Source organism: Mesorhizobium sp. M7A.F.Ca.US.011.01.1.1 (assembly GCF_003998295.1).
Taxonomy (GTDB): domain Bacteria; phylum Pseudomonadota; class Alphaproteobacteria; order Rhizobiales; family Rhizobiaceae; genus Mesorhizobium.
Genome location: NZ_RZRT01000032.1, coordinates 1 through 14,964, shown reverse-complemented (window position 1 = coordinate 14,964; position 14,964 = coordinate 1). Strand labels below are relative to the sequence as shown.

Sequence of the window (14,964 nt, the reverse complement as noted above, 5' to 3'; positions counted from 1 at the left end):
GCAGGTCGGTGCCAGGCGAGGGGAGCCGAGGTTACACTTGCAATGAAAGCGAGAACCGCAGTCAAGGCAGCCGGTTTGCCTTCTGCAGCGCCTGCTTGGTCTGGTCGTCGTCCAGCCCCTGCAGGAAGTCGTCCATCTGGGGGTCGATGAGGCCGGCACGGCGGGCGACGACGTACCAGGCGCCGGCAAGCACAAGGTCCGGATCGGTGCCGATGCCTTGCATGTAGAGCTTGGCCAGGCGGTTCTGGGCGGCGACATTGCCGCCTTCCGCCGCCTGCTTCATCCAGCCGAAGGCGGATTTCAGGTCGCGCGCACCGCCGCGGCCTTCGATCATCCAGGCGGCGAGATCGATCTGCGCGGTGTCGTAGTTCTGCCTGGCTGCCTGCGCCAGCAGGCGCCTTGCCTGGGCGTCGTCGCGTGGCTTGCCGCCGACGCCATTGGCGTAGATCTGCGACATCGCGTATTGCGCGTCCGCGAGGCCGGTCGCGGCGGCGCGCTCATAGTAGGAGACCGCCTTGGCCATGCCGGCGTCGCCGGGGTCCTGCTGGACCAGCATCTGCGCGAAATTGAATTGCGCCAGCCGGTTGCCGGCTTCGGCGGCGGCCTGCATCAAGGCGTAGGCCTCTTTTCCATCCTTTTTGACATAGCGGCCGTCGAGCAGCATCAGCGCATACTGGAACTGCGATTCCGGCACACCCTGTTCGGCGGCCAGCGCGTACCATTTCGCCGCTTGCGCCGAATTGACCGGTACACCGAGCCCCCGCGACAGGATCTCGGCCACCAAGGTCTGCGCCGCCGAATCGCCGTTTTGCGCCCGGACCAATGCCAAATTGTAAGCTGTCTTGTAGAGACCGCGCTGGAAGGCGCCATAGGCCGCGTCTGCGGGTTTTGCGCCGAAGCGGTCGGGATTGACTGTGTCGGCCGACGGCAGCGGCGCCGGTTCTGCCGTGGTGGCGGGCTGCGGCAGCGGCTTGTCGATCGGCTTGTCGGTGTGGATGCCGATTTCCGGCTTGGGCTGCGGCAGCGGGATGGTCTCCGCGGCCGCTGCCTGGACCATCAGCACCGCAAGCAGAGCCTGGAGGGGAAGCCTCGCCGAGGGCACGTCAGTCCTCGAAGCGAGGCGCGGTCTCGTCGAGCAGCGCGTTGGCGCTGGCGACCGCTGTCTTGGGATCGGTGCCGTCGGCAAACACGGCGCTCGACAGTGCCACGAATTCGGCACCTGTGGCGCCCACGGCTTCGACCGAGGCGATGTCGGATCCGGCCATGACGATGCACGGGATCTGGATCATGTCCGCCCACCATGCGCCGAGCGACAGGTTGCGCGGGTGCGGTCCGGGCTTGTTGTCGTAACCGAAGCGGCCGAAGAAGATGTAATCGGGCCGTGTCTCACCGAGCTCGAGCGCGTCGTCACGCGTCTTGGCGCCGCCGGTGCCGACCATCATCTTTGCCTGGAAATGCTCGATCGTCTCGGCGAGCTCGGCCTTGGAGACCTCGACATGGATGCCGTCGGCCTGGACGCGGCCGGCTATGCGGGTGTCGCCGGCGATGATGACAGCAACGCCGGCGGCTTGCGCTGCCGGCACGATCTGTTCGGCGAAAGCCTGGAAGGAGGCTTCATCCATGCCGTTCTCGGGCAGGATCAGCGAAGCGACATCGCCGCCACCGAATGCCGCGACAATACGGGCCGCCGGCACGCCGGGCGGCGCGATCAGCACGATGCGACAGCGGTTGGGGGGCGTTGCTTCATTCATGGTTCTTCGGGTCCCGCGTTTCGCCTATGCCGGGCGAAGATGGTTGGATTGCGGCATAGAGCAAAGTGCCCGCCTTGAACAGGCGGGCAGCCGGGATCGCGATGTTTGATCCGCCGGGCAGCCGGGAGGGCGCATCACTTGATCGGGTGCGGGCTCGCGACGGGCGGTTTGCCTTTCCACACCGTCCAGCCGAGATTCATGCCGGCAGCGGCGATCAGGATGGCGGTGGCGCCGACGACCTGGCTCAGATGCAGCCGATGGCCGAAGGCGACGACGTCGACCAGAATGGCGACGACGGGATAGATGAACGACAGTGATCCCTGCAGATGCGTCGGCAGCTTCTGGATGGCGCCGTACATCAGTATGTACATCAGGCCGGTGTGGACGATGCCGAGCGTCGCCAGCATAGACCAACTCCAGGTATCGACGGGAAGCTGGGAAAGATTGGCGAACGGCGCCAGCATGACCACGCCGACGCAGACCTGGATCAGTGCGATGAGGTGCGGCGGCGTGCCCTTGAGTTTCTTGGTGACGATGGCGGCGACGGCCCAGAAGAAAGCCGCGCCCAATGCCATGACGATGCCGGTAAAATAATCCGTGCCGACATCACCGGCGTCGGGGGCCGACTGCACGATCAGCACCATGCCGGCGAAGGCGATGGCCAGCCAGGTCAGCTTGGTCAGGGTCAGCCGTTCAGCGAAGAAAAGCGCACCGAAGCCGACCAACATGAAGGGCTGCGTGTTGTAGACAGCGGTGGCGATCGAGATCGACGCGCGCGAGAATGCGCTGAACAGCAGCAGCCAGTTGACGACGATTGCGACGCCGCCGAGCGCGGCGATGCCGATGATGCGCAGCGACAGCTTGTTGCGCAGCAATCCCAGCCCGGCGCAGATGATGAGCAGCGTCAGCGCGCCGAAAGCGCAACGCCAGAACACCACATCCATGATTGGCTGGCCGGACAGGACGACGAACCATCCGATCGTTCCCAGGATGGCCATTGCGGCTGACATTTCGACCGTGCCGCGCACCGTTTCGTTCACAACGAATCTCCGTATCGGTTGAGCCGCAATAATCTCATGCTGCCGCGAAGCTTTCCATCTGATTGGAAAGGGTGTATGGCCGGTTAGCCTAATTATATTAGGAGAAACTCCAAACTATCGGGGAAAGAAAAAAGATGCTGGATGATCTCGACCGAAATCTCCTTGAAATCCTGGTCAAGGATGCGCGCACCTCGCTGAAGGAGCTGGCCGCCCAGGTCGGGCTGTCGTCGCCAAGCGTTTCGGAGCGGCTGCGACGGCTCGAGGAGCGCGGCGTCATCCGGGCGTTCACCGTCGAGATCGATCCGCTGGCGCTCGGCTATACCTTGCAGGCGATTGTGCGCATCCGGCCTTTGCCGGGCAAGCTGCACATCGTCCAGAAGCTGATCGAGGACATCCCCGAATTCGGCGAATGCGACAAGGTGACGGGCGATGACTGTTTCGTCGCCCGGCTGTTCGTGCGCTCGATCGGCGATCTCGACGGGATTCTCGACCGTATCGCAGACAAGGCCGAGACAAGCACCGCCATCATCAAGGCGCAGCCGATCCGGCGGCGTCCACCGCCGCTCGATGCAGCTTCACCGCGCGACAGGGCAAAGGTCTTGCAGGCATCCTGATCGAGTTGGTGGAAAGCCGGTGGCCGGTTGGTTAGTGTGCCGGAACAAACGAGGCCGGAACCATGGCGCAGAACATATACGACCGTGAGGATTTCTTCGCAGGCTACAGCCAGCTCGGCCGTTCGGTCGAAGGGCTGAAGGGTGCCGCCGAGTGGCCGGCACTGCGCGCCATGCTGCCCGATGTCGGCGGCTTGAGGGTCGTCGATCTCGGCTGCGGCTTCGGCTGGTTCTGCCGCTGGGCCCGCGAGCATGGGGCGGCGCAGGTGCTTGGCCTGGATCTCTCGGAGAAGATGCTTGCCCGGGCAAGGGCCGCCCACCCGGATGCGGGCATAGACTATGAGACGGCCGATCTCGATCGGCTCAGCCTGCCGGAAGCCAGCTTCGATCTCGTCTACAGCTCGCTCGCCTTGCACTATGTCGAGGATGTGTCGCATCTGTTCGGGACCGTGCATCAGGCCCTGGCGCCCGGCGGGCATTTCGTCTTTTCGACGGAACATCCGATCTTCATGGCGCCGACCAAACCCGGCTGGGTGATCGATGCCGAAGGCCGCAAGACGTGGCCTATCGACCAGTATCTAGTGGAAGGACCGCGCAGCACGGACTGGCTGGCCAAGGGTGTCGTGAAACATCATCGCACGATCGGCACCACGCTCAACGCTCTGATCCAAGCCGGCTTCACCATCGGCCATGTCGAGGAGTTCCGTCCGACATCAGAGCAGATCGCGGCCAAACCCGAACTGGCTGAGGAACTCGAGCGGCCGATGTTCCTGCTGGTCTCGGCGCGTCGGTAGGCGCAGGCCTGCGTCGGCTCGCATGTGCGGCCGCCACGCTCATATTTGCTGTCGCTCCGCCCGGCATTCTGGGCTATTCAAGCGTCGACACGCTTTCCCTCCGGACCAGTCCCCCTCCCATGTCAGGCCTGCTTCTCGACCCGTGGTTCTATGCGGCCGCCATTCCGGCGGTCATTCTGGTCGGCCTGTCCAAGGGCGGCTTTGGCGGCGCCGTCGGCTTCGTCGGCGTGCCGCTGATGGCCCTGACCATGCCGCCGGTGCAGGCGGCGGCCATCCTGCTGCCGATCCTGTGCCTGATGGACATCGTCTCGGTATGGACATGGTGGGGCGTTTATAACAGAAAGATGCTGGTCGACATGATGCCGGGCGCCGTCATCGGCATCGGCCTTGGCTGGCTGACGGCGGCACTGGTCACCGAAGAGGCGGTGCGGCTGATCGTCGGCGCCGTCGCCATCATCTTCGTCCTGCGCTGGCTCTATCTGCAGTTCCGCCACGGCGCCGACCACGCAGCCGCGCCCAACCGTGTGGCCGCCGCGGTCTGGGGCACGGTCGCCGGGTTCACCAGTTTCGTCGCCCATGTCGGCGGCCCGCCCTTCCAGGTCTATGCCTTGCCGATCCGTCTCGATCCGAAGGTTCTGTCGGGCACCGCCGCGATCTTCTTTGCCGCCACCAATGCGCTGAAACTTGTGCCTTATTTCGCGCTCGGCCAGTTCGACACCGCCAATCTGACGGCATCGGCGGTGCTGATGCCGCTGGCGCCGCTGTCGACCATTGCCGGGGCCTGGCTGGTGCGCCGGATGCGGCCGGAAACCTTCTATCCCTTCACCTACGCAACCGTCGCGGTCGTGGCGCTGAAGCTGCTGTGGGATGGCATCGCAGGTCTTATGTAGAAAGGCGGCTGCGCCGCCGCCCGTCATCAGGGGTCAGGCAGCGCTCGGGACCAGGCGACGGTTACCGCCAAACGCCAGCGTGGCACCCGCCACGACGACCAGCATCATGCCGGCGAGGATGCCGATGTCATGCACGGTCGGTTTGAACACCATGTCGGCAATGATCACCAGCATCACCGCATAGTCGAAGCGTGCCGCGCTCATCATGCGCTGGCCGATGGCAAGAACGGCTGGCGTGACGCCCTCCCTGGCGATCATCTCGCCCATGCGCTCGCCGGTCGGCTTGAAGATGAACATGCCGATCGAAAAGGTCGTGGCGTAGCCGGCCAGGCCGATCAGGATCCACAGGTCGGAGAAGCCGACCCAGAACCAGCACATGATGAGGCCGAAAATCAGCGTCAGCATCGATATCGGCGCAAAGAACCTGCCGCCCAGCTGACCGCTGGCGCGCATTGCCTGCAGTTTTTCCTCTATGTTGCCCGCCCGCTCGGCAAGCATGCCCAGCAGGAACAGCACGAAGCCGCCACCGACCCACAGAATGGCGGTAGTGACGTGGAGGAATTTGACAATCGAGTACCAGTCCATGGGTTGCTCCTGCAGTGTCCGGTCAGGTTTGCGGCAGCGCTGATTTGCGCCGGCCGTCAGAGGAGCGGGCGTTTAGCGCGGGGCCTGTTTCGGAACGATGTCGCGAAAAATCCGGCTCTGTTTCAGCCTGCCCTCAACTTACGAAGTCGCCGAGATTGTGAATGCACTATCTGATTTTCTGCTAATATACGGATGTCGGGAGGGGTTGGCGCGACATCGTCCGGATACGTTGCCGATGCTAGTGCGCCAATGCCGGGAGCCCGGTGGCGACAACAATCGCCTGACGATCAACCCATTCCCGCAAACGGGAAAAGGCAATTCGGGGGACCATTATGCAAGGGATAGCACGGAATTTCTTCACGCTGGCCATCATCTATTCGCTGTGCGGCATGGCGCTCGGCCTATACATGGCGATCAGCCAGGATCACGGACAGATGCCGACCCACGCCCACACGATGGTGGCCGGATGGCTGATGTCGGCGGTCTTCGCCTTCTTCTACCATTTGTTTCCGGCAATCGGGCAGAAGACGCTCGCTACCGTTCATTTCTGGCTGACCGCAATCAGCGGTATCGGCCTGCTGATCGGCCTCTATTTCCTGCTTGCCGGCAATGCCGCGATCGAACCGCTGGTGGCGGCCTCCTCGATGGGCTTCTACGCAGCCATGCTGTTGTTTGCCTTCATCGCCTTGCCCGCCGTCTGGAGGACAGCCTGAGCTAACCTGACGTAGGAGATGCTGTGCTGTTACGGCACAGTATGGCGGCGTTCGGTCAAAAAACATCCGCGCCGTTAAGGCTTCATTAAGCTTTACAGGTGTTTACTATGTTCATCCAGTGATCTGGATTCTTACCGAGTGGTTGGAGCCACTTTGTTTGACGCCTCCCTGTTAAACTCCTGAGAGCCGCCTTATCCGCGGCTCTTTTTTTGTCTTCATTTCCCTTTTTGTCCGCATCTCGGCGGGGGCCGCCCAACGGTGGCTCGCCGTTAACCTTCTGTTAAACATGTGCTTGCCTTCGCCAGTGACGAAGCGCATTTTCAAGCTTCAGTCAGATAGGGTTCCGGGTGTATCGGCAGGGAGCCGAATCGGCCGGTTGCAAGTGCAGGGGCGTATCAATGAACGAGCCTTCGAAGGGCAGTGCGAAAACCGTCAAGCTGGCGGAGCGCCGGGTTTTCTCGCAATCCTTCAAGCCGCTTTACCAGGAAGGCATGGGCCTGGTCGAACAGGCTGCCGAATATCTCGACGGCAAGGGCCGGGCCGAGGCAAAGAAACTGTCGCGGCTGGGCGCCACGCTCTATGCGGCCGAATCGATGCGGCTGACCACCAGGCTGATGCAGGTTGCGTCCTGGCTGCTTTTGCAGCGCGCCGCCAATTCCGGGGAGATGACCCGCGATCAGGTCGCGTCGGAAAAATCCAAGGTGCGTCTCGACACAGCTTCCGCCCATGACGAAGCCGCCGGCTGGGCCGAGCTGCCCGAGGATTTCCTCGACCTCGTCACCCGCTCGCTTCGCCTGCAAGCGTTGGTGCGCCGCATGGACGACGAGATCTATGGCTCGGGGGCCATGGTCGAAATGCAACCGATGGCTCGCCGCCTCAATCCGGTTTCCGACCAGATCAGCCTGCTGAACACGGCTTTCGCTCGGGGTTAAAACCTCGGCCCGCCTTCTGTTTCCGGTTTGTTCACATTTCGCTGGCATCGCTGTCCGCCGGAGGTAAACTCGGCAAATGGCGGAAGCGATTCGCATCATCGGTATCGACCCTGGGCTTCGGCGCACCGGCTGGGGCATCGTCGAAAGCCTCGGCAATTCGCTGCGCTTCATTGCTTCCGGCACTGTGAAGTCCGACGACAAGGCGGCGCTTGCAACGCGGCTGTGCCAGTTGCATGACGGGCTGGCGGATATTCTGCACAGCGCGATGCCGCACGAGGCGGCGGTCGAGCAGACCTTCGTCAACAAGGACGCGGTGGCAACGCTGAAGCTTGGCCAGGCACGCGGCATCGCCATGCTGGTGCCGGCGCGTGCGGGGCTCGTCGTCGCCGAATATGCGCCCAACGCCGTCAAGAAGGCTGTGATCGGCGTCGGCCATGGCGACAAGAAGCAGATCCACATGATGGTGAAGGTGCTGTTGCCGAAAGCCGTCTTCGACACCGAACATGCCGCGGACGCGCTAGCCATCGCCATCTGTCACGCGCATCATCGGCAAAGCGTGGCCTACAGAATGGCGCTGGCCGGCTAGCTATGTTCTTGACTTGTTCACGTTGCAGGGATAAGTAATACCGCTGAGGTATTACCATGCGCGTGACCACCAAGGGGCAAGTTACAATCCCCAAGCCGATAAGGGACCGTCTGGGCATCGCCCCGGGCTCCGAGGTGGAGTTCGTGGCCACCGACGAGGGCGTACGGCTGGTTGCCGTCAACGAGAACCTCTCCCAGGAAGAGAAATTGCGCAGGTTCAGCGATGTCCTCGACCGGATGGAGGGGACGTTGGATCTGGGAGGCATGACCACCGATCAGTACATGGAGTGGTTGAGGGGGCCGCGTGAAGATCTCGACGTTGATTGACACAAATGTCCTGCTCGACGTTTGGGGTCCAGCCGGACCGCTGAAAGGATGGTCGGCATCGGCAATCGCCTCCTGCCGCCGCGACGGCGCGTTGGTGGTCAACACGATCGTCTGGTCCGAGTTGGCGCCGCTGATTGCGACGGAAACGGCGCTTCGAAAAGCAGTCGACATGCTTGAGATGGATCGCGAACTTGTACCTTGGGACGCGGCATTCCTTGCCGGCGTCACGCATTCCCGCTATCGCCGGGCCGGTGGCATCAGGGAAAGAACCTTGCCCGATTTCTTTATCGGCGCTCACGCGACCGTCGCTGGACATCGTCTTTTGACCCGCGACGCCGCGCGTTACCGTAGTTACTTCCCGGAACTCGACATCATCTCTCCTGAGACGCACCCATGAGAGCCCATCTTCCATGAAAGGTCTGGCATGATCGGCAAGCTCAAGGGTACGCTCGACGAGGTCGACGAGGACCATTGCCTCGTCGATATCCATGGCGTCGGCTATGTCGCCTATTGCTCGGCGCGCACGCTGGCCGCGCTGCCTTCGCCCGGCGAAGCGGTGGTGCTGTTCATCGAGACCTATGTGCGCGAGGACATGCTGCGCCTCTACGGCTTCCAGTCGCAGCTCGAGCGCGAGTGGTTCCGGTTGCTGATGAACAATGTGCCGGGCGTCGGCGCCAAGGTGGCGCTGGCCATCCTGTCGACGCTGGCGCCGGCGGATCTCGCCAACGCCATTGCGCTGCGCGACATCGCCATGGTTTCGCGCGCGCCCGGCGTCGGCAAGAAAGTGGCCGAGCGCATCGTCACCGAATTGAAGAACAAGGCGCCGGCCTATGCCGGCACCGCCTCGGGCACCATCGGCCTGAAGCAGGAACTCGGCGACGGCGTGGCATCCGCGCCGATCACCGACGCGGTCTCGGCACTGGTCAATCTCGGCTATTCGCGCGACACCGCCGCCAATGCTGTGGCGGCGGCGCTGAAGACGGCGGGCGAGGATGCCGATGCGCCGAAGCTGATCCGCTTCGGGCTGAAGGAACTGGCGCGGTGATATGGTTGTTGGAAAAGAAAATTCCGACTATCATATGATTGGTAGGAAATTTCTTAGAAAGTAAGAAAATGGGTGCTTACGCCAGTCTGACCTCGAAGGGTCAGCTTACAATTCCAAAAGATGTCCGGGATGCGCTGTCACTCAAAACGGGTGACATGATCGCCTGGACGGTCATGGATGGCTACCTGATTGGAACGCCGCGCAATCTCGACTTTGCGGACCTCGCCGGATTTCTGGGCGATCCGCCCGGCGGTCCGGCGTCACTGGAGGAAATCGACCTCGCGGTGCGGGATGCAGTTGGTAGGCATGTTGTCGGAGACGGATCGCAAGGCGGACGAGAGGGCGACGAGTGACGTCGATCGGCATTGATACGAACGTTCTGCTTCGAATGGTGCTGAACGACGATGCAGAGCAACGGGCGAAAGCCCTCGCATTCGGCGAAGGCCTCAGCGACGATGCTCCCGGCTTCGTCAGCTTGATCGTGCTGGTGGAATTCAGCTGGTCGTTGATTTCGCGCTACAGACTACCGAAAGAGCAGATGCAGGCGGCAATCCAGAGACTGTTGAAGGTCAAGACACTGTTGTTCGAAGATTTCGATGCCATCGTGATTGCGCTCGAAAGATCAAATTTGCCGCAGGTAGATTTTGCCGATGCGCTGATCGCCGAGCACAATCGAAATCTGGGTTGCTCGCATACAGTCACGTTCGATCAGCGGGCCGCCAAGTCCATTGCCAGTATGGAACTGCTCGCATGAGCCTGTCGCCCCGCCTGATTGCGCCGGAAAAACGCGGCGAGGATGCCGAGCAGACCTTGCGGCCGCAGACGCTCGACGATTTCGTCGGCCAGGCGGCGGTGCGGGCCAATCTCAAAGTGTTCATCGAGGCCGCCAAAGGCCGCAACGAGGCACTCGACCACGTACTGTTCGTCGGGCCACCCGGTCTGGGCAAGACGACGCTGGCACAGATCATGGCGCGTGAGCTCGGCGTCAATTTCCGCTCGACCTCCGGCCCGGTCATCGCCAAGGCCGGCGATCTTGCCGCGCTGCTGACCAATCTCGAGGAAGGCGACGTGCTGTTCATCGACGAGATCCATCGGCTGAGCCCGGCGGTGGAGGAGATCCTCTATCCGGCGATGGAGGATTTCCAGCTCGACCTGATCATCGGCGAAGGACCGGCGGCGCGTTCGGTCAAGATCGACCTTGCCCGCTTCACGCTCGTCGCCGCCACCACGCGGCTCGGCCTGCTCACCAATCCGCTGCGCGACCGTTTCGGCATTCCGGTACGGCTCAATTTCTACACGGTCGAGGAGCTGGAGCAGATCGTGCGGCGCGGCGCGCGCATCCTGCAAATGCCGCTTGGCGACGACGGTGCGCTGGAGATCGCGCGGCGTGCGCGCGGCACGCCACGCATCGCCGGCCGGCTCTTGCGCCGTGTGCGCGATTTCGCCTCGGTGGCCGGCGACGGCCATGTCGACCGCAAGATCGCCGACGAGGCGCTCACTCGGCTGGAGGTCGATGCGCTCGGCCTCGACGCGCTCGACCGGCGGTATCTCAGCATGATCGCGCGCAATTTCGGCGGCGGGCCGGTTGGCATCGAGACGATCGCCGCCGGCCTGTCAGAGCCGCGCGACGCCATCGAGGACATCATCGAGCCCTATCTGATCCAGCAGGGCTTTATCCAGCGCACGCCGCGCGGCCGCATGCTGACGGCCAATGCCTGGCGCCATCTCGGCCTCGACGCGCCGAAAGATCTGGCGCAGCAGCAGATCAACCTGTTCCAGGAAGAGTAATTTTGCAGCGCGCCGTCCCGTCGTCTGGGCCTGGCTCAGCATTGCGTTGGTACGTTTTTTATGCGCCCGGAATCTTCTCGATCGATCTTGGCTGAGCGATCAACGCAGCCCGCGGATCGCGTCCAGCACATCCGGCTCGGCCTTGTCGCCGTTGAAGGCGTCGACGATGCCGAAGGCGCCGCCATAGCTCCACACCGACCATGAGAAGCCATGCGCTTCGGCACGCCCGATCATGTCCCCGACATAGGCGGCCCGGTACTCGGCGGGCATCACATAGGAATTGCCATATTCCTGGCGGATCATGCCGAACTCGCCCAGCGTGATGTTTTCCGGCTTGACGCGGTTGGCCTTCGCCCATGCCTCGACCTTTTTGAACGGCGCATCCATCAAGCCGAGCAGCTTGTCGAGGCTGTCCATGCTGGCGACCTGTTCGTCGAGATAGGCAAGCAGGCCGCTCTGCCGTGTCCACGGCGCCTCGGCCTTGATCCTGGCGCGGATGGTGTCGAGCGTCACGTCGAGCTGTGCCTTGGGCACCGCGCTCAGCGGGTAAGGCAGGCCGGTCACGTAGGGGATGAAGTCGCCGGCCCAGGTCGCACCCTGATGGGTGAGCAGGAACGGATCGTAGGAATGGAATGTCCAGATGACGTTGTCGTCCAGGATCGTCTTCGGATCTATCTTTTCCAGCGAGCTCGCGGCGGAATAGCAGGCGCCGGTCAGCACGAGGGTCAGGTTCGTCGCCGAAGATCGCGCCGCCGCGAACAGTTTACGCTGGCGGTCCGGCCACAGGCTGGTGCCATCGCTGTCGCAGTCGACGATCGGTTCGTTCATTGGCTCGAAGGCAACTTGTCTGGGATCTTCGCCGGCCAGCGTGCGGGCCATCTTGCGGACCATCTCGAGATAGGCGTCGAAGGTCCGCGGGTCTTCCATCACTTCAGCCATGCCGATCTTGCGGCTGCCGCTGGCCGGGATCAGGTGCATGTCGACTACGACTTTCAGTCCGGCGCGGTTGATCATGCGCACGGAGTCCAGCACGCTGGCATAGAGGTCGTCACGCAAGGCCACGGTCTGGTCGGACAGGAAAGGCGAAGGGTCGACCGGCATGCGCAGGAAATCGAGGCCGGCATCCTTCAGCGCCTTGAGGTCCTCCTCCTTGAGAAATTTGCGCCATTCCGGATAGGGCAGGATGGCCTTGGCGTCGCCCCACTGGTCTTCACCGGGCCATGTAACCCATTGGTCGAGATTGAGGCCGCGCTTCATCGAGAATGTCGCGGTCTGGCCAGGCAGCGCCAAAGCCACCAGCACGAACAGCGCCGCCGTCAAACTCTTGATCATCGCCGTCAACAGTGCCATCCGATGTTATGTTCCGCGGGAACTGGTGCCTCGTCGGGGCTGAAAAAGGAAGCGCAATGGGCGATCATGGTGAATCGGCGACGCTGCTGGCCGGGCTTTCCGGCGCGCTGACCACGTTCGGCCACCGGCTGATGGCGCGGGTCTATTATGCCGACACGGATTTCTCCGGCGTCGTCTACCATGCGCGCTATCTCGAATTCTTCGAACGCGGTCGCTCCGACTATCTCCGGCTGACCGGCGTGCACCACACCGAGCTTGCCGATGGCAAGCATGGCGAGAAAATAGTCTGGGTGGTGCGGCGCATGGAAATCGACTTTCGCGGCCCCGCCCGTATCGACGACATCCTGACCGTCGACACCCGCACCGAGGAGATTTCCGGCGCGCGCATCTTCATGGCGCAGCAGCTCAAGCGTGGCGACGAACTGCTGGTCGAGGCCAAGGTCGAGGCGGCGATCATCGGTGAGAATGGCCGCCCAAGGCGTTTTCCCAGGGAGTGGGTGGCGGCGTTCATGCCGAGGGTGCGCTGATATTCAGGTGATGCCGGCCTGCAAACAGCAGCTTCCTGCGCTTCCGGTGCTCGCGTACGAAAAGTACGCTCCGCTCCGGTTCTCGGAATCTACCGTTTTCGGCTCGGCCTGACCTGAATCTCAGCACACCCTAGGCGCAGCCATTGAATTGATGGCCTTGCCGCTGGGCGTGGCAATGCGCCGCGCCTTATATACTAACCCATCCTTAACCATAACAGTTCATGAAGAGATTGGTGAAGATTGGCGTTATCGAACGCCTTCCTTTCACCAATATTTGCCCCGAAAAGGCCGATAACGGCACAGTTTGGGGTTGTTCCGGTAGCTTCGTGCGAACCGACCACAAGGGATGCCAGGGGCCAGCCGCCAGCTTCGCCCGGAAAATCTTAAGGACGTAACGATGGAAAATATCGCACTCGCCGACCCGGGCGCGCAATTGTCGGTTTGGTCGCTGTTCGTTTCGGCCAGTTGGGTGGTCAAGCTGGTCATGATCGGCCTGCTCTGCGCCTCGGTCTGGACCTGGGCGATCATCGTCGACAAGCTGGTTTCCTATGCCCGTATGCGGCTGGCGCTCAACCGGTTCGAGCAGGTGTTCTGGTCGGGGCAGTCGCTGGAGGAGCTCTACCGCACGCTCGCCGACCGCAAGACCACCGGCATGGGCGCCATTTTCGTGGCTGCGATGCGCGAGTGGAAGAAGAGTTTCGAGAAGGGCGCCAAAACGCCGCTCGGCCTGCAGACCCGCATCGACAAGGCGATGGACCTGGCGCTGACCCGCGAGATGGAAAAGCTGGAAGGGCGCCTCGGTTTCCTTGCCACCACCGGCTCGGCGGCACCCTTCATCGGCCTGTTCGGCACCGTCATCGGCATCATGACGTCGTTTCAGGCGATCGCCGGCTCCAAGAACACCAGTCTCGCCGTGGTTGCGCCGGGCATCGCCGAAGCGCTGCTGGCGACGGCCATCGGCCTGCTCGCCGCCATTCCCGCCGTCATCGCCTACAACAAACTGTCGTCCGATGCGAGCAAGATAGCCGTGCGCATGGAAGGGTTCTCCGACGAGTTCTCCGCCATACTCTCGCGCCAAATCGATGAAAAAGTGGCCCCCAAGGCCTGAGGAGTAGCAGATGGGTATGTCCATGGGCATGGGAGGACGCGGCGGGCGCGGCCACAGGCGGCGCGGCCGTCACCATGCACTGATGTCCGAGATCAACGTCACGCCGATGGTCGACGTGATGCTGGTGCTGCTGATCATCTTCATGGTCGCGGCACCAATGCTGACGGTCGGCGTTCCGATCGACCTGCCGGATACGCAGGCGAAGGCGATGAATGCCGACACGCAGCCGATCACCGTCTCGATCAACGCAGCCGGCGAGATCTATCTCCAGGAAACCGAGATCCCGATCGAGGAGCTGGTAGCCAAGCTGCAGGCGATCTCGAAGACCGGCTATGAGGAGCGCATCTTCATCCGCGGCGACAAGTCCACCGACTATGGCACGGCGATGAAGGTGATGGCCCGCATTTCGGCCGCTGGCTACAAGAACATCGGGCTGGTTTCACTGCAGGAACAGGACCAATAGACGCGCGATGAAGACCGGCCTCACCACATCGGTGATCTTGCATACGGCGGCGCTGACCTTCGGCCTGTTCACGCTGACGGCGCCGGCCGCGCTTCCGTCGTCCGACGTCGAGTCGGTCGCGGTCGATATCGTGCCGATGGAAGCCATCGCGCAGACGTTGCAGGGCGACAAGAAGGCCGTGATGCATGAAAAGCCGGCACCCGTGCCGACGCAGCGCCCGGACATCGTTCCGGATGCGCAGAAGGTCGGCGAGAACAGCGTCGACACCGACAAGCCGATAACGCCGGAAGCCAAGCCCAAGCCCGTCGACATGACCTCGGCTCCGCCGCCCGCGCCGACCCCGATCGAAAAGCCGAAGCCCGAGGACGTGCCGAAGCCGCAGGAGAAGCCCAAGCCCACCCCGGCAACGGAAGTGGCGCCGGCGCCGACGCCCAATGAAGAGGTCAAGCCCGAGC

At 62.7% G+C, this 14,964-nt stretch carries 20 protein-coding genes and 1 pseudogene; 16 read left to right on the top strand and 5 right to left on the bottom strand.

What is annotated here, in order from left to right; all coding sequences use genetic code 11:
• Positions 1 to 61: 61 nt before the first annotated feature.
• From EOA13_RS24210 to EOA13_RS24200, 3 genes are all read right to left on the bottom strand, one after another.
• Positions 62 to 1,102, bottom strand: a complete 1,041-nt coding sequence (locus EOA13_RS24210; RefSeq protein WP_127296196.1) for a tetratricopeptide repeat protein — start codon at positions 1,100 to 1,102, stop codon at positions 62 to 64.
• A 1-nt stretch (position 1,103) separates the two neighbouring features.
• Positions 1,104 to 1,751 (bottom strand): thiamine phosphate synthase, encoded by a 648-nt coding sequence (locus EOA13_RS24205; RefSeq protein WP_127296195.1) that lies wholly within the window; start codon positions 1,749 to 1,751, stop codon positions 1,104 to 1,106.
• 134 nt (positions 1,752 to 1,885) lie between these two features.
• Positions 1,886 to 2,791, bottom strand: coding sequence for a DMT family transporter (locus EOA13_RS24200; RefSeq protein WP_127296194.1), 906 nt, complete (start codon positions 2,789 to 2,791; stop codon positions 1,886 to 1,888).
• 134 nt (positions 2,792 to 2,925) lie between these two features.
• Here EOA13_RS24200 and EOA13_RS24195 point away from each other — a divergent pair, with 134 nt between their 5' ends.
• The 3 genes from EOA13_RS24195 to EOA13_RS24185 all read left to right on the top strand — a co-directional run bounded on the left by EOA13_RS24195 (position 2,926) and on the right by EOA13_RS24185 (position 5,086).
• The gene (locus EOA13_RS24195; protein WP_127296193.1) at positions 2,926 to 3,405 is read left to right on the top strand and encodes an Lrp/AsnC family transcriptional regulator; all 480 of its coding nucleotides are present in this window, start codon (positions 2,926 to 2,928) and stop codon (positions 3,403 to 3,405) included.
• Between the two features lie 62 nt (positions 3,406 to 3,467).
• Entirely contained in the window at positions 3,468 to 4,196 is a 729-nt protein-coding gene (locus EOA13_RS24190; RefSeq protein WP_127296192.1) for a class I SAM-dependent methyltransferase, read from the top strand.
• A 119-nt stretch (positions 4,197 to 4,315) separates the two neighbouring features.
• On the top strand, positions 4,316 to 5,086 hold the full coding sequence (locus EOA13_RS24185) for a sulfite exporter TauE/SafE family protein (protein WP_127296191.1): 771 nt from the start codon (positions 4,316 to 4,318) through the stop codon (positions 5,084 to 5,086).
• A gap of 33 nt (positions 5,087 to 5,119) precedes the next feature.
• Here the strand turns inward: EOA13_RS24185 and EOA13_RS24180 are convergent, their stop codons facing one another.
• Positions 5,120 to 5,671: a DUF2269 family protein gene (locus EOA13_RS24180; RefSeq protein ID WP_127296190.1), complete on the bottom strand. Its 552-nt coding sequence runs from the start codon at positions 5,669 to 5,671 to the stop codon at positions 5,120 to 5,122.
• 332 nt (positions 5,672 to 6,003) lie between these two features.
• Here EOA13_RS24180 and EOA13_RS24175 point away from each other — a divergent pair, with 332 nt between their 5' ends.
• From EOA13_RS24175 to ruvB, 9 genes are all read left to right on the top strand, one after another.
• Positions 6,004 to 6,384, top strand: coding sequence for a hypothetical protein (locus tag EOA13_RS24175; protein ID WP_023811843.1), 381 nt, complete (start codon positions 6,004 to 6,006; stop codon positions 6,382 to 6,384).
• A gap of 398 nt (positions 6,385 to 6,782) precedes the next feature.
• Positions 6,783 to 7,316 carry a DUF1465 family protein gene (locus tag EOA13_RS24170; protein WP_127296189.1) on the top strand — a complete coding sequence of 178 codons (534 nt, stop codon included), beginning with the start codon at positions 6,783 to 6,785 and terminating at the stop codon, positions 7,314 to 7,316.
• A gap of 76 nt (positions 7,317 to 7,392) precedes the next feature.
• Positions 7,393 to 7,902 carry a crossover junction endodeoxyribonuclease RuvC gene (ruvC, locus tag EOA13_RS24165; RefSeq protein ID WP_127296188.1) on the top strand — a complete coding sequence of 170 codons (510 nt, stop codon included), beginning with the start codon at positions 7,393 to 7,395 and terminating at the stop codon, positions 7,900 to 7,902.
• Positions 7,903 to 7,958: 56 nt separating this feature from the next.
• Positions 7,959 to 8,228: an AbrB/MazE/SpoVT family DNA-binding domain-containing protein gene (locus EOA13_RS24160; protein ID WP_027162524.1), complete on the top strand. Its 270-nt coding sequence runs from the start codon at positions 7,959 to 7,961 to the stop codon at positions 8,226 to 8,228.
• The gene (locus EOA13_RS24155; protein WP_127296187.1) at positions 8,206 to 8,625 is read left to right on the top strand and encodes a type II toxin-antitoxin system VapC family toxin; all 420 of its coding nucleotides are present in this window, start codon (positions 8,206 to 8,208) and stop codon (positions 8,623 to 8,625) included. The genes EOA13_RS24160 and EOA13_RS24155 overlap by 23 nt, the downstream gene beginning before the upstream one ends.
• A 27-nt stretch (positions 8,626 to 8,652) precedes the next feature.
• On the top strand, positions 8,653 to 9,273 hold the full coding sequence (gene ruvA, locus EOA13_RS24150; RefSeq protein ID WP_027037190.1) for a Holliday junction branch migration protein RuvA: 621 nt from the start codon (positions 8,653 to 8,655) through the stop codon (positions 9,271 to 9,273).
• Positions 9,274 to 9,341: 68 nt separating this feature from the next.
• Complete coding sequence (locus tag EOA13_RS24145; RefSeq protein ID WP_023811849.1) at positions 9,342 to 9,626, top strand: AbrB/MazE/SpoVT family DNA-binding domain-containing protein; 285 nt, start codon at positions 9,342 to 9,344, stop codon at positions 9,624 to 9,626.
• Complete coding sequence (locus EOA13_RS24140; protein ID WP_127296186.1) at positions 9,623 to 10,027, top strand: type II toxin-antitoxin system VapC family toxin; 405 nt, start codon at positions 9,623 to 9,625, stop codon at positions 10,025 to 10,027. Before EOA13_RS24145 ends, EOA13_RS24140 begins: the two co-directional genes overlap by 4 nt.
• Positions 10,024 to 11,061, top strand: coding sequence for a Holliday junction branch migration DNA helicase RuvB (gene ruvB / locus EOA13_RS24135; RefSeq protein ID WP_023811851.1), 1,038 nt, complete (start codon positions 10,024 to 10,026; stop codon positions 11,059 to 11,061). Before EOA13_RS24140 ends, ruvB begins: the two co-directional genes overlap by 4 nt.
• 99 nt (positions 11,062 to 11,160) lie before the next feature.
• Here the strand turns inward: ruvB and EOA13_RS24130 are convergent, their stop codons facing one another.
• Positions 11,161 to 12,411, bottom strand: coding sequence for a cellulase family glycosylhydrolase (locus EOA13_RS24130; protein WP_127296185.1), 1,251 nt, complete (start codon positions 12,409 to 12,411; stop codon positions 11,161 to 11,163).
• Positions 12,412 to 12,467: 56 nt separating this feature from the next.
• On the opposite strand from EOA13_RS24130, the gene ybgC reads away from it, so the two are divergent.
• The 4 genes and pseudogenes from ybgC to EOA13_RS24110 all read left to right on the top strand — a co-directional run.
• Entirely contained in the window at positions 12,468 to 12,938 is a 471-nt protein-coding gene (gene ybgC / locus EOA13_RS24125; protein WP_127296184.1) for a tol-pal system-associated acyl-CoA thioesterase, read from the top strand.
• A gap of 397 nt (positions 12,939 to 13,335) precedes the next feature.
• The gene (gene tolQ, locus EOA13_RS24120) at positions 13,336 to 14,046 is read left to right on the top strand and encodes a protein TolQ (protein ID WP_023811854.1); all 711 of its coding nucleotides are present in this window, start codon (positions 13,336 to 13,338) and stop codon (positions 14,044 to 14,046) included.
• A gap of 10 nt (positions 14,047 to 14,056) precedes the next feature.
• On the top strand, positions 14,057 to 14,509 hold the full coding sequence (tolR, locus tag EOA13_RS24115; protein WP_127296183.1) for a protein TolR: 453 nt from the start codon (positions 14,057 to 14,059) through the stop codon (positions 14,507 to 14,509).
• 7 nt (positions 14,510 to 14,516) lie between these two features.
• A pseudogene (locus EOA13_RS24110) lies at positions 14,517 to 14,964 on the top strand (hypothetical protein); the annotation flags it as partial.

What these genes read in the sequence shown, in the direction of transcription:
- EOA13_RS24190 (WP_127296192.1), top strand. Translation starts at nt 3,468, where the DNA reads ATGGCGCAGAACATATACGACCGTGAGGATTTCTTCGCAGGCTACAGC.
- EOA13_RS24180 (WP_127296190.1), bottom strand. Translation starts at nt 5,671, where the DNA reads ATGGACTGGTACTCGATTGTCAAATTCCTCCACGTCACTACCGCCATT.
- EOA13_RS24130 (WP_127296185.1), bottom strand. Translation starts at nt 12,411, where the DNA reads ATGGCACTGTTGACGGCGATGATCAAGAGTTTGACGGCGGCGCTGTTC.
- ruvC (WP_127296188.1), top strand. Translation starts at nt 7,393, where the DNA reads ATGGCGGAAGCGATTCGCATCATCGGTATCGACCCTGGGCTTCGGCGC.
- EOA13_RS24145 (WP_023811849.1), top strand. Translation starts at nt 9,342, where the DNA reads ATGGGTGCTTACGCCAGTCTGACCTCGAAGGGTCAGCTTACAATTCCA.
- EOA13_RS24195 (WP_127296193.1), top strand. Translation starts at nt 2,926, where the DNA reads ATGCTGGATGATCTCGACCGAAATCTCCTTGAAATCCTGGTCAAGGAT.
- ruvA (WP_027037190.1), top strand. Translation starts at nt 8,653, where the DNA reads ATGATCGGCAAGCTCAAGGGTACGCTCGACGAGGTCGACGAGGACCAT.
- EOA13_RS24205 (WP_127296195.1), bottom strand. Translation starts at nt 1,751, where the DNA reads ATGAATGAAGCAACGCCCCCCAACCGCTGTCGCATCGTGCTGATCGCG.
- EOA13_RS24170 (WP_127296189.1), top strand. Translation starts at nt 6,783, where the DNA reads ATGAACGAGCCTTCGAAGGGCAGTGCGAAAACCGTCAAGCTGGCGGAG.
- ruvB (WP_023811851.1), top strand. Translation starts at nt 10,024, where the DNA reads ATGAGCCTGTCGCCCCGCCTGATTGCGCCGGAAAAACGCGGCGAGGAT.
- ybgC (WP_127296184.1), top strand. Translation starts at nt 12,468, where the DNA reads ATGGGCGATCATGGTGAATCGGCGACGCTGCTGGCCGGGCTTTCCGGC.
- EOA13_RS24185 (WP_127296191.1), top strand. Translation starts at nt 4,316, where the DNA reads ATGTCAGGCCTGCTTCTCGACCCGTGGTTCTATGCGGCCGCCATTCCG.
- EOA13_RS24160 (WP_027162524.1), top strand. Translation starts at nt 7,959, where the DNA reads ATGCGCGTGACCACCAAGGGGCAAGTTACAATCCCCAAGCCGATAAGG.
- EOA13_RS24175 (WP_023811843.1), top strand. Translation starts at nt 6,004, where the DNA reads ATGCAAGGGATAGCACGGAATTTCTTCACGCTGGCCATCATCTATTCG.
- tolQ (WP_023811854.1), top strand. Translation starts at nt 13,336, where the DNA reads ATGGAAAATATCGCACTCGCCGACCCGGGCGCGCAATTGTCGGTTTGG.
- tolR (WP_127296183.1), top strand. Translation starts at nt 14,057, where the DNA reads ATGGGTATGTCCATGGGCATGGGAGGACGCGGCGGGCGCGGCCACAGG.